Below are 15,216 nucleotides of genomic sequence, written 5' to 3' on the forward strand. Positions count from 1 at the left end.
ATCTTATCTCTTATCTGTGCCAAAAAGGCAGCGCTTGCGCGCTGCGTAGGGTTGTTCAGTGGTTACACCGCGACCAGCATGCCGCCATCGACGAACAGCAGGTGCCCGTTAACGAAGTCCGAGGCTTTGGAGGAGAGGAATACCGCTGCGCCAATCAGTTCCTGCGGATCGCCCCAGCGGGCGGCAGGCGTACGTTTGCACAGCCATGAGGTGAAGGCTTCATCTTCAACCAGCGCTTTGGTCATCTCGGTTTTGAAGTACCCTGGCGCGATGCCGTTAACCTGAATGTTATGGCGCGCCAGCTCAACGCACATACCGCGAGTCAGCATCTTCACGGCACCTTTCGATGCGGCGTACGGTGTGATGGTGTCGCGACCCAGTTCGCTCTGCATCGAGCAGATGTTGATCACTTTCCCAGCCTGGCGCTCAACCATCCGACGGGTTACCGCCTGGGAGACGAGGAACACGGCGGTCTGGTTGACCGCAATCACGTCGTTCCACTCCTGCTCTGGAAATTCGGTAAACGGGTGACGGCGCTGGATCCCGGCGTTATTGACCAGTACATCAATCGGGCCAATATCCTTTTCGATATGCTCTATTGCGGCGTCGATATCCTGTTTATGCGTCACGTTAAAGGGGGCGGCAACGGCGCGGATCCCTTCCTGCTGTAGTTTTGCGACGGCGGCTTCTGCCCGTTCCGACGTAATATCGTTAACGATAATCTGCGCGCCATATTTGCCAAGACCCGTTGCCAGCAAATACCCGATCCCCTGGGCGGAGCCGGTGATCAGTATATTTTTACCTGCCAGTGAAAAAAGATCGTTCATGATGTTGCTCCTTATTTTTCATTCTCAAAGACGAGCTGAACTTTCGCCGCCTGGGTTTTGTCGCTGGCGAAAATCAGCGCCTGTTCCAGATCGGTAAACGGATATTCCGCACTCAACAGCGGCAGCGGATCGATAACGTTATGCGCCAGCCAGGAGACTGCAGTGTTAAATTCGGTGGTAAAGCGGAAAGAGCCTTTCAGGGCTATCTCTTTGCCGATCAGCATCATCATCGGGAAGTCCGGAACGGCGCCGCCCATCCCGACCTGCACCATCACCCCTTTTGCCCGGGTAACTTCCAGACAGGTAGTGATAGAGGAAGGATGGCCTGAGACCTCGAAGCTGATATCGAAATAGCCTTTTTCCGTTTTCCACTGATCGAGCGAGTCATGCAGAGGATTCACCAGCGTATCCGCGCCCATTTGCTGAGCCAGCGACAGCGATCGGGGGCTGACATCGGCACAGACCACTTCCGCGGCACCCAGCGTTTTCACCGCGCTGACGATCAGACAGCCGATGGGGCCGACGCCGGAGATAAACACTTTCTTACCCTGTAGGTCGCCAGCTTCATGCGCGGCATGGATGGCCACCGCCAGCGGTTCGGCAAAGGCCATAACCTTTTCGTCCGCCTGTTCCGGGTAAGGAATGCACTGGGCGGTATCGACCGTTTTAAACTGGGTAAATCCCCCATCGACGTGCGGAAAATACATCGCGCTGCCAAAAAAGCGCATTTCAGTACATTGGTTTTCTTCATGCTGAAGACAATATTTACAATGGCCGCACGGTTTAGACGGATTAATAGCAATTGACTGTCCTTCGCGTAATGTTTCTGAATCGCTATGGACCACTTTGCCAATAACTTCATGACCTAAAATCATCGGCGCTTTGACGGTGAAATTACCGACTTTGCCTTCCTGGTAATAATGTAAGTCAGAGCCGCAAATCCCTCCGCGAGTTATTTTTACGAGCGTGCCTTTATTATTCCATTCGATATTCTGTTGTGTAACGGCAACAGAATGCTTACCCGCGACAACGCAGGATTGAGTTTTCACTTCCATAAATGCCTCACTGGGTCAGGTCTTCATCTCCGGTGCATTTAAGCGGTTTTCATTGTCCTTATTTGTGATCAGTGTCACGCTGGAAAATTGTTACACTACAATGTTACGCATAACGTGATGCGCTTTATAATTCTTATCTATGGAAATAAAAAAACGTGAAATTGCCGATTATGCAGGCGTAGTATCGCGCCATGGAATATGACGCAGAGGGTTTTACATGGCCGGGGAAAGCTATATTTTGATGGGCGTTTCAGGAAGTGGTAAATCGTTAATTGGCAGTAAGGTGGCTGCATTATTATCGGCGAAGTTCATTGATGGTGACGATCTCCATCCTGCCAAAAACATTGATAAAATGTCTCAGGGAATACCGTTAACCGATGAAGACAGGCTGCCGTGGTTAGAACGCTTAAATGATGCGTCCTATAGTCTGTATAAAAAAAATGAGACGGGATTTATTGTGTGCTCATCATTAAAAAAACAGTATCGCGATTTTTTACGCAAAGGCAGTCCTAACGTGCATTTTCTCTGGCTGGATGGCGATTACGACATTATCCTGGCGCGGATGCAGCGTCGGGCAGGGCACTTTATGCCGGTCGGCTTGCTGAAAAGTCAGTTTGAGGCGCTGGAATGTCCGCTGGCGGAAGAGGCCGATATCGCGCGTATCGACATTAATCATGACATTGAGAACGTGACGGCGCAGTGCCAACAGGCGGTACTGGCGTTTCGCCAGGCACGGGAACGACTCAGCGCCTCAATCTGAACAAGGAGGCGCTGAGTCAGAGCGTCAGAAATCGGCTTTCAGCACCACGCGGTAGCGGGCTTTGCCGTCACGCACGTGCTGAATAGCCTCGTTGATTTGCGACATCGGGAACAGTTCGGTGGTTGGCGAGACCTTGCTGCGTCCGGCAAACTTCATCAGCTTACGCAGCTCATATGGCGTACCGGTCGCCGAACCGGAGATGCTGCGATCGCCGGCAATCAGCGTGAATGCGGGTACCGGCAATGGTTTCAGCACCGCGCCGACGGTGTGGAATTTACCGCCGTAGGCCAGCGCTTCGAAGTAGGGCTGCCAGTCGAGATCGACATTGACGGTGTTGATGATGAGATCGAACTGGCCTGCCAGCGCGGTTAATGCCTGCGGATCGCGGCTGTTCACCACTTTATCGGCACCCATCGCCAGCACTTCTTTCTCTTTCGCCGGGTTAGAGCTGAACGCGGTGACTTCACACCCCATCGCATGCAGCAACTTAATCGCGATATGCCCCAGCCCGCCAATACCAATCACTCCGACGCGGCTGGTGGCGGTGATGTGGTGCATCAGCAGCGGTTTAAACACCGTGATGCCGCCGCACAGCAGCGGACCGGCGGATTCAATATCGATGCTTTCCGGAAGCGGGATCACCCACTGCCAGTCTGCGCGCAGCTTCTCAGCAAAGCCGCCGCGATTGAGAATGGTTGGCACAGCGCCTTCCAGACAGTTAATCTGATTGCCGCTGATACAGGCATCGCAGTGCCCACAGCTGCGTGCCGTCCAGCCAATACCCACGCGCTGGCCGATCTTCAGCCCTTTCCCCTGTGCCGCGCTGCCGAGAGCGACCACGCGACCAATCACTTCATGCCCGGCAACCAGTGGATATTGAGAGAATCCCCACTCGTTGTCGATCATCGACAAATCGGAATGGCAGATACCGCAGTAATCGACCTGTACCTCGACATCTTCCGGCTTGAGTTCGCCCGCATCGTATTCAAAGAGTTCGAGTTCGCTGCCCGCCTCTTTTGCAGCATAGCTTTTTATCATCGACATCGTGTTTCCCTCATGTGGTGTTGAACAGGAAAGTGTAGAGCATGGAATACGGCATCGCTTTGCAGAAGAGGGGATAGAGAAGAGGAATAGGGGAAGCGTGCTGATTTTTTCGACACTTAACGGAGAAGACACACGCTAGCGCTTGCATGGTTGCGTGCTACAGGTATAATCCACAACGTTTTCCGCGTACCTCTTCAGTGCCGAAGTGGCGAAATCGGTAGACGCAGTTGATTCAAAATCAACCGTAGAAATACGTGCCGGTTCGAGTCCGGCCTTCGGCACCATCGGAACATCAATAGACGTCAACGGACGTCTTTTTTTGTGCCTGAAATCCAGTATCCGCAAGGCTTTCCTCGCTTTTTCACTCTTCCTAAGTCAACCTGATTCAATCTACATCAACTTACTGATGCGGGTACAACTGCGGGTATATCCCGGTTCGATAATGTTTGTACCCACACAGAACCCTTGAAAGGATACTCATCATGGCTCTGAGTGATGTGAAGGTTCGTTCGGCTAAGCCTGAAGCAAAAGCCTATAAACTGGCTGACGGTGAAGGCATGGTTTTGCTGGTTCACCCGAATGGCTCGAAATACTGGCGGCTTCGTTATCGCTTTGGCGGTAAAGAGAAGATGCTGGCGTTGGGGAAATATCCTGAAGTCTCGCTGGCGTATGCCCGGGCACGCAGGGATGAGGCCCGTAAACTATTAGCTAATGGCGTCGATCCCAGTGAGAACAAGAAAGCCGTTAAGGTAGAGCAGGAACAAGAAGCGATAACGTTTGAAGTGGTAGCCAGAGAGTGGCACGCCAGCAATCAGAAGTGGTCTGCATCGCATAGCGCTCGTGTATTGAAAAGTCTCGAAGACAATTTATTTGCTTCAGTTGGGAAGCGAAATATCAAAGATATTGGTACTCGTGACTTACTGGTCCCAATTAAAGCGGTGGAAAAGTCAGGACGCCTTGAAGTGGCTGCGCGTCTTCAACAGCGAACAACGGCAATAATGCGCTTTGCAGTACAGAACGGCTTAATTGATTACAATCCTGCACAAGAGATCACTGGTGCGATCGCAACAGCTAAACGAAAGCATCGCGCTGCGCTAGATCTCAATCGCATTCCTGAGTTACTCCATCGCATTGATAACTACACCGGCAGACCATTAACGCGGTTAGCTGTGGATTTGACGTTACTGGTTTTCATCCGTTCGAGCGAGTTACGTTTTGCTCGCTGGACAGAAGTGGATTTTGAAACGGCTATGTGGACGATTCCGGGCGAGCGTGAGCCACTGGAAGGAGTTAAGCATTCTCAACGTGGTTCGAAGATGCGTACTCCACATCTTGTTCCTTTGTCGCGACAAGCTCTCGCTATCTTGCAAAAGATCAAAAGCATGAGTGGAAACCGTGAGCTGATCTTTGTGGGCGATCACGATCCGCGTAAACCTATGAGTGAAAACACGGTGAACAAGGCGCTGAGAGTGATGGGTTATGACACGAAAACGGAAGTATGTGGGCATGGTTTCAGGACGATGGCGTGTAGCTCGTTGATCGAGTCGGGATTATGGTCGAGGGATGCGGTAGAGCGGCAGATGAGTCACCAAGAGCGTAGCTCTGTGCGAGCAGCTTACATCCACAAGGCGGAGCATCTGGGAGAGCGCAGGTTAATGCTGCAGTGGTGGGCGGATTATCTGGATGCGAATCGGGAGAAGGGGATTACGCCGTTTGACTATGCGAAAATTAATCGGGGTAATGGTGGATAAATAGTTGGGCTGAAGTGGGAAGCATCTCTGGTTGCAGCAATTGACTGCAATATATGTATTAGCTCAAACTTAGCCTAACAACTTTATATGTTGAAACCAGTAAAACCTGACTGTCAGGTTTATGTAAAAAACAGGAATACGGTATGCATGCTTACTTAGAGGGGCCTGAAGTAATAGGGAGCTCACAGCTTGTTGTGAGCTCAGCTTCGTATTCACGATATATGGTGTTTGTTAAGATTGCTATTATTTTAGAGGCCATATCTTTCTGGTTTTTAAGAAACTATCGTCAACAGTGTAACTATAAAAATGTTCATTCAGACCAAAAAAACCTTCGATATTATATTTATAGCAAGCGATCTGAGAAAGCTCAGATAAAATTGTTGCAAGCCATCGAGCGATAGTTAGAGAATAGTATCTTCCCCACTTTTGTACGATAACGTTTTGGCCAGTACGTGTTGAGGAAGACTTAACATCTTGCATAATATTTCCGGTCTCATCTGTATGCAATACCATTGTAAAACGTGACATCATAGCATCGATTAATTCAGCATCCCCTTCAACACGTCTTTGAGCAGTTGTACCGTAATAATGTTTTTCTAGTATGCACTCAGCTACTTCTCCCCACCACTTGTTAATAGGTTCATCACCGGTTAAAGAGGGGTTACCTAATGAAGCAAAATTTGCATACCTACCTCTCCGAGCATCAGCAAATGAATCTAAACATTCAAGTATCTTGTGAGGAATTTTTCCTGTAGGCATTTTATATTCAAGTAATAGTTCCATTTTTTTGGAAATATTCTCAACCTCATTGGTCAAGTCGATTAGTTTGTGTCCAAATTTTCTCACAACTTTCTCATCAGGCATTCTTCCTTGGTTCTCAATAGCATAATGCGCAACCAATATTAACTTTGAAAGCCTTTCTAACCCAACTGAAAGTCCAAAGAACGCAGTGTAATATTCTCCCATCTTGTCAGCGTAATTGGCCCTACCTATAGCTGTTGCACCTGATCCAATGAGATGACAGACTAATGATGCTTCTCGGCCTAGAGCATGCCATTCAGGTACTTCCCATGGGTTTCTACTCACTTTGCTATTTTCCTTTTATAATCAACTGAGATTTTTTTGAGACTAAAATTCACCGTCATCCTCGGCGGATAGAACTCATCAGTTGCTATACCGTCCAATGATTCGAGATAACCTCAGCCTGTTTTAAAATCAGCTCCACCGTACCCGGTGTTTTATCCGGCGGATACTTATATTTGCGTAGTGTCTGGCGCACCAGAATACGTAACCTCGCACGCACGCTTTCTCGTACCTGCCAGTCTACAGTTGTGGATTGACGCAATTTTAACGTGACTTCGATAGCCAGTTTCTTAAGGACATCATCACCCAGCTCTCGTACCGCGCTATCGTTTTCCGCCAGTGCATCGTAGAACGCGATTTCGTCCGGGTTTAGCCCCAGCGCTTCATCACGCGCCATCGCTTCCTGGAACGCTTTCGCCATCTGGATAAGCTCTTCAATCACCTGCGCGGTTTCAATCGCCCGGTTATTGTATTTCAGCAAAACGGCTTTCAGGCGGTCAGAGTATTTTTTCTGCTGCACCACGTTATTACCAGAACGAGCATGGATGCCGTCATTTAGCAGTTTTTCCAGCAGTTCCACCGCCAGATTACGCTGTGGCATTTCCCGCACTTCTTCCAAGAACTCATCCGACAGCAGCCCAATATTGGGTTTATCTAACCCCGCCAGAGCAAACACATCCTCAACGCCGGTTGCAACAACGGCGTTATCGAGAATCTTGCTCAACAGGGAGTTTTTTTCTGACTGGCTAAATTTTGCCTTCGGATCAAGTTTGATAAGCCCCACTCTGACGGCAGAAAGAAACGCGAACTCCTCCTGTAAGGGCTCAGCTTCATCAAGGGTGTTACAGAGCGACCAGGCTTTGCTCATCGCCAGTGAAACGTCGAGGTAGCGTTTTTTACCGTCATCCAGACCCAAAATGTAGTTCACGGCATCGCGTAAAAATGCTAATGGATCGCGAGAAAAGCCTTCGTAGCTAAAGCCGGGTTTTCCTGCTGAGGATGCGAACATCCCATGAATGACATCGATTTTTTCCAACAGAATGGCTAAGGCTTCCCGCGCATCTACCGTGGTCTGCCCTTTCCCTTTCGAGTCAGTGTACGTTTTCAGAGCCTGCTTCAGCTCGTTGGCAATGCCAATGTAATCCACCACCAGCCCGCCGGGTTTATCCCGGAACACGCGGTTAACGCGCGCAATGGCCTGCATCAGGTTATGGCCGCGCATCGGTTTATCGATATACATGGTGTGGCAACACGGCGCATCAAACCCGGTCAGCCACATATCGCGGACAATCACCAACTTCAGCGGATCGTTCAAATCTTTAAAACGGGCTTCAAGACGCTTTTTGGTCTGCTTGTTGTATATATGCGGCTGGAGATGGTCTTTATCAGATGCCGAGCCCGTCATGATGACTTTGATGGCACCTTGTTCGACATCTGTACTGTGCCAGTCCGGACGGATTGCGACGATGGCATCATAGAGCTTCACACAGATATCACGGCTCATGGCGACAATCATCGCTTTACCGTTCATGGCCGCGTTGCGCGTTTCAAAATGCTGAACCAGATCCGCAGCTACCTGTTTGATACGTGGCTCAGATCCCACCAGTTTTTCCAGACGGCTCCAGTCACCTTTGGTTTTCTCTTGCTGGTCCGTCTCTTCATCTTCCACCAGCTCATCTACCTGGTCGGAGAGCGTTTCCAGTTCCTCATGATTCAGATCGAGTTTTGCCAGACGGGATTCGTAGTAGATAGGTACTGTCGCGCCATCATCCACCGCATCCTGAATGTCGTATATCGAGACGTAATCACCGAACACGGCACGGGTATCTTTATCTTCAGAGGCAATCGGCGTACCGGTGAAGCCCATAAACGACGCGTTCGGCAGTGCATCGCGCATGTGCTTTGCATAGCCGTATTTATAGACCCCGGTTTCACGGTCCAGCGTGGCACTCAGGCCATACTGGCTACGGTGCGCTTCATCGGAAATCACCACGATATTGCTGCGCTGATTGAGTGCCGGATGGCTCCGCTCGTTGTCCAGCGGCGCAAACTTCTGCACGGTGGTAAAGATGATGCCGCCGGATTCACGAGCATTGAGCAACTCGCGCAGCTCGTCGCGGTCGTTAGCCTGTAACGGCATCTGTTTCAGCAAATCCTGCGCCTGGCAGAAGGTGGCGTAAAGCTGCCCATCCAGATCGTTACGGTCGGTCACCACCACGATGGTCGGGTTGTTCATCTCCGCCTGTTGCAGCAGCTTTCCGGCGTAGCAGCACATAGAGATACTTTTGCCAGAGCCCTGGGTATGCCACACCACGCCCGCTTTTTTACTGCCGGGGGTAATGTTGCTGCGCAGCGGCAGGTGTTTGCCGGTAGACGCCACAATCGTGGCCGCAACCGCTTCACGCACCGCGTGGAACTGGTGATAGGCGGCAATTTTCTTGATCAGCCGTTTACCGTCAGACTCAAACAGCACAAAATAACGAATGTAATCGAGCAGAAGCGCACGGTTAAAGAAGCCCTTCACGACGGTTTGTAACTGCCAGTCAAACTGCGGTTTATCATCTTCGTTAGCCACGGTTTTCCATGGCAGGAAGCGCTCTTCATCGGCAGTCAGCGAGCCGATACGCGCATTCTGCCCGTCACTCACCACCAGCGCTTCGTTGCAGATAAACAGGTCGCTCAGTTCATTTTTATAGGTCTGTAACTGGTTAAACGCCGCCCAGATATCGGCGTTAGCATCAATGGGACTTTTGAGTTCGAGCACCGCTACCGGCAGGCCATTGATATAGCCAATGACATCCGGGCGACGCACCTGTTTTGTTCCCTGAATGGCGACCTGGTTCACCACCATAAAGCGGTTGTTGTCTGGATGGTTGAAATCCATTAACAGCGCGTTGTCGTGAATCACCTTGTCTTCATGCTTATATTCAACGGGTACGCCATTGAGCAGCAGGTGATGAAAGGCTTTATTGCTGACGACCAGATCCGGGCTTTCGGGGCGGGTAATACGCAGTATCACCTCTTCCAGCACGGTAACAGGGAGATGGGGGTTGATGGTTTGCAGCTGCTCCAGCATCACCGGGCGCAGAAACACATCATGAAATGAAGCACGCAGCGGGTTGTCTCCATCCGGTGCGATATCTGGCCCGTGCAGCACTTCCCAGTCCTGTTCAGCAAACCATTTCAGGCATTGCTGCTCTAAATCGTCTTCGCTCAGCATTACTCTTCCTCTCCCTCGGTGATCATACCGGTCTGTTTCAGCTCAATCGCCAGTTCCAGCAGGCTCGGGCGGATCGCTTTTTCCAGACGGTTCATGCTATCCATCATCCAGTTGATAATGGCAGGCCAGATCTCTTTATTGCCGCCGTCAAACGCCTTTGAGCAGACGATCTGGCAGCTTTTTCGCTCTGGCAGCAATCGCCAGTCGAGCGGCTCGCCAAACAGCGATTCAATGTGCGTTTTGCGTTCCTGCAGGCGTTCAAATAACCAGGTGTTTTCCAGCGCATCCCCGCGCGAAATATTGAGCTGCACGCGAGCGTCTTTCTGGGAAAAGATCAGCTCAAACGGCACGCCGCTGACGCCCGACCCGGCGGCCAGCCAGTGATCGGTTGAGGGGGCACGGTTGTTAAACAGTGTACAGGGGCTGGTGCGGAATTTTTCCAGCGCCATCGTCCAGAATTCGCGGCGCAGATAATGACGCTGTTGCAGTTCGCTACTGCTGGAGGTTGACTGCTCTTCCGCCTCTTTCTGCGCCATGCCGATCATGTATGACTCCGCTTCCGGGGTTGGGATAACCTGGCGGATATCGACAAACACGTCTTCACCAAAACGGTAAGGGGTCACTTTGAAGCACTGGGCGCGGATACCAAACTGCATCAGCCACAGCGCGGTATTGGTGACCTCTTTGCGGAAATTGGCCGCGACCATGATGACCCGCTGGGTGCCTTTACGGTTGAGCACCCCTTCTTTCAGGCTTTCCCAGCCTATAAACTCGGCGATGACGTCTGCTGCCTGGCGGTTCTCGCTGGGATCGTACTGATCCAGATAGAGCTGGAAGATCTCCACCACGCTCTCCTGACGCAGGTTGGCGCAGTATCCGGCGTATTTCAGCGCCTGCCAGACTACGTCGCGCCCGGAGTCATCGAGTTTGTTCTCGATGATCACCAGGTTGCCTTTTTTATCGAGTGCAAGCAGATCGAGGCGCTCTTTGGTGTCGTCAAAGCCGGCGAACTCTTTCTGGATAATCAGCAGTTCGTCTTCTTTGTCGTCTTTTTTGGTCAGCGTCTGCGGATTTTTCGCCAGCCACTCCTGCAAATGATCGCGCTCGCGAAAGCCGAGGCTGCTGAACGACACTTCTTGCAAGGAGTGCAAGCTATTGGTCGGCGTATCGACTTTATACATTTTCCGCCTCGCTTACTGCCTGCTCTGCTTCGGGCAGGGTGATTTCGCCGGAGAGGAGTTTGGGGAGAAGGGTATCGCGGAGTTGGGTTAAAGTCTTATTCTGAGCATGATTGCTTTCAATAAATGAATAATAGTTACCAACAGCCTTTGAAAAAGCGTGTGAGATTTTCTTCTCAGGGCAAATACACTGCCAACCCATTATCGCTTTTTTATCTCCCCTAGGCATTTTCACACCTTTAGAAGTCAGCATCATAAAATCAAAGAACGATTCTTGATAAAGCAAATTGTAAATGTACTCCACGGTAACAGAGTCTCTTGCTTCAAAGGCTAACACGTCCGCCGAACGGCCTCCCTCGAACCGAGCTAACCAAATTTTCTTGAAATAAGGGCGAATATTGGAAATCAGAACATGTCCACGTCTAAAATTAGGAACGCTGTTTACAGAGGGTAATGAAGAAGCGCTAGAAATACCGGCTCGATTTTCAAGCATATTCTCAGTAGAAACATATGTAGCCGGTGTCAGAGAAGAAACGTCCACTTTACCGTTGGCAAAAATAGCAATGTCACTTAATGTCCCCAAAGCCCAACCTTCTGGAATCGCCCCCATCTCACTATCCTGCATCACAGACGGAAACAGTTCTGCCGTGGCTTTTAACTCTGCATATTGCTCAGGGTGTTCACGCTCAAAAACCACCAGCGCATCAGCCTCTTTCCCGGAAATCGCCGTCATGGCCGCAAGTGTGGATTCTTCCTGCGAACCGCCCGCTTCCAGCGCTGCGATTTTGGCTTTTACCGGTTCAAAATCTACAAACCAGCTTTTGAACAGGGCTTGGGCCATTTGTTCGAGAGTATGGCTGATTTCGGTATTTACTTCTATTTTTGTATCCAAGGAGTCAAGTATTAAAGCGATTTTATTTTGCAAGAGTTTAACGGGTAATGAAACCTTAAATTGGCTAAAGTGCCCCTTATTCAAAATTGGAGTTGCACTTCCTCCAGCAATTGCTTTGAAATCATCCTGCAGAGTTGAAAGATAATAATAGACATACTTGTAATCAAAACGTTCTGAATCTACAACGATGGCATTTATCTGCTGATTAGTAATGCTTTCACCGGGTAATAAAACCGTTTTACCCATATCTGAACCAATACAAGACACCGCAATACTATTTTGAGGCAGTAAGCAATTCCGCACCGCTTCGACACCCTGGGAAGACAAATACCTTTCGGTTTTATCTATAAGTCTACGACCGTCCATATCTTTTGGCGTTACAAAAGGAATACCTTGTGCGCTAAAAGCATCACTAATTTTGGAAGGCGGTGTTTTACCAGTGATAACTTTACCTAGATCCTCAATTTTGTATTCATATAACTCAAAACTCATAACCCAGCCCCCCCAGATTCGCCTTAATCTGCGCTTCCAGCTTCGCGCTCTCTGCCAGCTGTTCTTTAAGCTGAGCCGTCAGCCGTGCCATCTTCTCGGCAAAGGGCTCATCATCTTCATCCTGCTCGGCGGCACCGACATAGCGCCCAGGGGTCAGCACAAAATCGTTTTTCTGGATGTCTTCCAGCGTTGCCGAGAAGCAGAATCCGGCTTCATCTTCGTACTCTTTATCCGTCTGCCATTTGTGGAAGGTATCGGCAATTTTGGCAATATCTTCGCGGGTAAAGTCGCGCAGCACGCGGTCTTTCATATAACCAATCTGGCGCGCGTCGATAAACAGCACTTCACCTTTGCGGTGCGCTTTGCCGTTGCCGCCGGATTTGTCTTTGGTCAGGAACCAGATACAGGCCGGGATTTGGGTGTTAGTAAACAGCTGGCCTGGCAGCGCGACCATGCACTCCACCAGATCGGCTTCGATCAGGTTGCGGCGGATTTCACCTTCGTTGTTGGTGTTGGAGCTCATCGAGCCGTTGGCCAACAGCAGCGCCATCGAGCCTTTCGGGGCCAGGTGATGGATCATGTGTTGCATCCACGCAAAGTTGGCGTTGCCCTGCGGCGGCGTGCCGTATTTCCATCGCACATCACCTTCCAGCTTCGCACTCCACCACTCCTTCATGTTGAACGGTGGGTTAGCCATCACGAAGTCGGCGCGCAGATCCGGGTGCTGGTCATCCAGCAGGGTATCGGCGTTTTTGCTGCCGAAGTTAAAGTCGATGCCACGGATCGCCATGTTCATCGCCGCCAGTTTCCAGGTGGTCGGATTGGACTCCTGACCGTAGACGAAGATTTTCTGTTTCTGCTCTGCGGCGTTGTACTGTTTCTCGCCCGCGTGCTCTTCAATAAAGCGGTCGCTGGACACAAAGAACCCGCCGGAGCCCATCGCCGGGTCATACACGCGGCCGTTATAAGGCTGGAGCATTTCGACGATCAGGGTAACGATGCTTTTTGGCGTGTAGTACTGGCCGCCCTGCTTGCCTTCTGCCAGCGCGAACTGGCCAAGGAAATATTCGTAAACGTGGCCGAGAATATCTTTGCTCTTTAAATTGAGCTTCTCGCCGTTATATTCCGGGTTGCTGAAGTTGGCGTCAGAGAAGGTGTTAATCAGACCGGTTAACACTTCATTGCCCAACTGATACTGGCTGATGCGGTTCAGAATGCCTTTCAGCTTCGGGTTGGTTTTTTCGATTTCATCTAACGCGTTATCCACCAGCCAGGAGACGGAGCGCAGCTTCACCTCCTGCCCGGTGGTTTCGTCCACCCACAGCACGGTACCGGTCGGCAGCATGGCTTTGTTTTTCAGCGTGTCCCAGCGCGCCGCTTTCGGAACCCAGAAAATGTTCTTTTCTTTGTAGTAATCTTCTACTTCCAGCTCATCAACTATCGCCTGCGCGTAATCCTCATCGGAGTCGTAATCGTCGCGTGACATGGCGTAGATGTTGTCCGGATTGCCGACATCGCGGAACAGGGTGAGCAGCTCCTGCTGACGAGCCTCGAAGGCATCGGACACATATTTCAGGAAGATAAGCCCCAGTACCACATGCTTGTAGTTGGCGGCATCCATATTGGCGCGCAGCTTATCAGCGGCCTTCCAGAATTTGTTATCCAGTTCGTTCAGAAACCGTTGTTCGGCGTTGTTCATGAAAATCCTCGGGGTAGTTCGTAGCGAAAAGCAGCCATGCTTTATCGCAAATTCAGTTTTGGAACGCAGTTCGCAAAATGATACCCGGAACGAAGGCGATTACAAACGACACGGCTTCAAGAAGTTTGCTTTTGCAGGGTAAAAAAGAGGAAACTAGATCATCGTCTCGCTTGCTTATTCTTAAAGAAATGGGACGTTGCCCGTCTGCAAGCCACTTAGAAAAGAACCCCCTCACTTCTGCAATCTATCTGTATTAATGTAAAGTATCTCGACTAGTTCTTTCGCATTTTGACTGTAGTGCAAGGCCCTATGGCAATTGGGACAAAGTGCAACGCAGTTGCTTGTGGTATCAGCACCTCCTGAAGATAGAGGTATCACGTGATGTACTTCCAGGTATGGGCTACCATCGTTTAAATAAAACGGTGCCTTTGCACCACAGTTTTCACAAACACCCTTACTTTGCTGCAAGATCCAAGCTTTCACCGCAGGATCTCTAACATAGACCTTTTGAAGTCGCTCTACCGCGCCTGGTACTTTATATCCTTTGGGCTTACTCAGAGGTTTTTTTATTAATTTGCTAACTCTTGTATTCAGAACGTTCTCATCATCTGTAGGTTGCAAGAGATCTGATGATTCTCCATGTATTATTGGTTTCCAAAATTCGCCACTGTTGACTTTAGGAACACTTATCATTATTCGTTTGGTCCTGTTACCAGAAGGAACTTCTTTTCTACCTGTGCTACTGAAATGAGCTTGATAACTACACATTTCTTGGCGAATATCTCGAGGGCTATTACCTACTAGAGAAAAGTATTCACCAGGATGGATTTTTCTTTCAGCTATGGACGGCATATGCTTTCTGGCTGTCGATGAGGCAAGATATACAACGACATTATCTACATCGGAATTGATCAGTCGCTCAATGATACAATCGAGGGCAATATTGTAGTCTTTGTTTCTGTGTGCTGGTCCCCAAGACTCAAGGATTAGGCCATAAACCCCATCTTCTTCATCTACTGTGCACTCTGCGTTCAGTTCAGTACCGTTTTTATCAAAAACAAGCATTATAATGATCTTATGTGAGGGTTTTCTATAAAACTACTATCTATCTATATAAATACGCAACGTTTTATTAAAATTTGTCCGGTCCATCATTCTTTTAAGAACGTTTTCATTTTTTCCAAAAGGATATCTGTTTCTTTAAGTTCGCACTCC

At 49.8% G+C, this 15,216-nt stretch carries 11 protein-coding genes and 1 tRNA gene; 3 read left to right on the forward strand and 9 right to left on the reverse strand.

From position 1 onward, the window contains the following. Positions 1–62 precede the first annotated feature (62 nt). A complete protein-coding gene (gene idnO, locus ACERJC_RS11835; protein WP_152401830.1) occupies positions 63–827 on the reverse strand; it encodes a gluconate 5-dehydrogenase in 765 nt (254 codons plus the stop codon). An 11-nt stretch (positions 828–838) separates the two neighbouring features. After that, the gene (gene idnD, locus ACERJC_RS11840; RefSeq protein WP_152401832.1) at positions 839–1,882 is read right to left on the reverse strand and encodes an L-idonate 5-dehydrogenase; all 1,044 of its coding nucleotides are present in this window, start codon (positions 1,880–1,882) and stop codon (positions 839–841) included. A gap of 217 nt (positions 1,883–2,099) precedes the next feature. Here idnD and idnK point away from each other — a divergent pair, with 217 nt between their 5' ends. Next, on the forward strand, positions 2,100–2,642 hold the full coding sequence (gene idnK, locus ACERJC_RS11845) for a gluconokinase (RefSeq protein WP_152401834.1): 543 nt from the start codon (positions 2,100–2,102) through the stop codon (positions 2,640–2,642). 24 nt (positions 2,643–2,666) lie between these two features. On the opposite strand, the gene ahr is transcribed toward idnK, so the two are convergent. Beyond that, positions 2,667–3,686: an NADPH-dependent aldehyde reductase Ahr gene (gene ahr, locus ACERJC_RS11850; protein WP_373671741.1), complete on the reverse strand. Its 1,020-nt coding sequence runs from the start codon at positions 3,684–3,686 to the stop codon at positions 2,667–2,669. Between the two features lie 199 nt (positions 3,687–3,885). Between ahr and ACERJC_RS11855 the strand changes: the two genes are divergently transcribed. Beyond that, a tRNA-Leu gene (locus tag ACERJC_RS11855) sits at positions 3,886–3,970 on the forward strand. Positions 3,971–4,168: 198 nt separating this feature from the next. Further along, positions 4,169–5,437 (forward strand): tyrosine-type recombinase/integrase, encoded by a 1,269-nt coding sequence (locus ACERJC_RS11860; RefSeq protein ID WP_373671742.1) that lies wholly within the window; start codon positions 4,169–4,171, stop codon positions 5,435–5,437. Positions 5,438–5,680: 243 nt separating this feature from the next. Here the strand turns inward: ACERJC_RS11860 and ACERJC_RS11865 are convergent, their stop codons facing one another. The 6 genes from ACERJC_RS11865 to ACERJC_RS11890 form a co-directional block, all read right to left on the reverse strand. Then, entirely contained in the window at positions 5,681–6,523 is an 843-nt protein-coding gene (locus ACERJC_RS11865) for a hypothetical protein (protein WP_373671743.1), read from the reverse strand. A gap of 85 nt (positions 6,524–6,608) precedes the next feature. Further along, positions 6,609–9,740, reverse strand: coding sequence for a type I restriction endonuclease subunit R (locus ACERJC_RS11870; protein WP_220152183.1), 3,132 nt, complete (start codon positions 9,738–9,740; stop codon positions 6,609–6,611). Beyond that, on the reverse strand, positions 9,740–10,921 hold the full coding sequence (locus ACERJC_RS11875; protein WP_121339976.1) for a DUF4268 domain-containing protein: 1,182 nt from the start codon (positions 10,919–10,921) through the stop codon (positions 9,740–9,742). Before ACERJC_RS11875 ends, ACERJC_RS11870 begins: the two co-directional genes overlap by 1 nt. After that, positions 10,914–12,302, reverse strand: a complete 1,389-nt coding sequence (locus ACERJC_RS11880) for a restriction endonuclease subunit S (protein ID WP_373671744.1) — start codon at positions 12,300–12,302, stop codon at positions 10,914–10,916. Before ACERJC_RS11880 ends, ACERJC_RS11875 begins: the two co-directional genes overlap by 8 nt. Further along, positions 12,292–14,001 (reverse strand): class I SAM-dependent DNA methyltransferase, encoded by a 1,710-nt coding sequence (locus tag ACERJC_RS11885; protein ID WP_373671745.1) that lies wholly within the window; start codon positions 13,999–14,001, stop codon positions 12,292–12,294. Before ACERJC_RS11885 ends, ACERJC_RS11880 begins: the two co-directional genes overlap by 11 nt. Positions 14,002–14,232: 231 nt before the next feature. Next, positions 14,233–15,066, reverse strand: a complete 834-nt coding sequence (locus ACERJC_RS11890) for an HNH endonuclease (protein WP_373671746.1) — start codon at positions 15,064–15,066, stop codon at positions 14,233–14,235. Positions 15,067–15,216 lie beyond the last annotated feature (150 nt).

This window comes from Citrobacter telavivensis (genome assembly GCF_041807075.1).
GTDB lineage: Bacteria > Pseudomonadota > Gammaproteobacteria > Enterobacterales > Enterobacteriaceae > Citrobacter_A > Citrobacter_A telavivensis.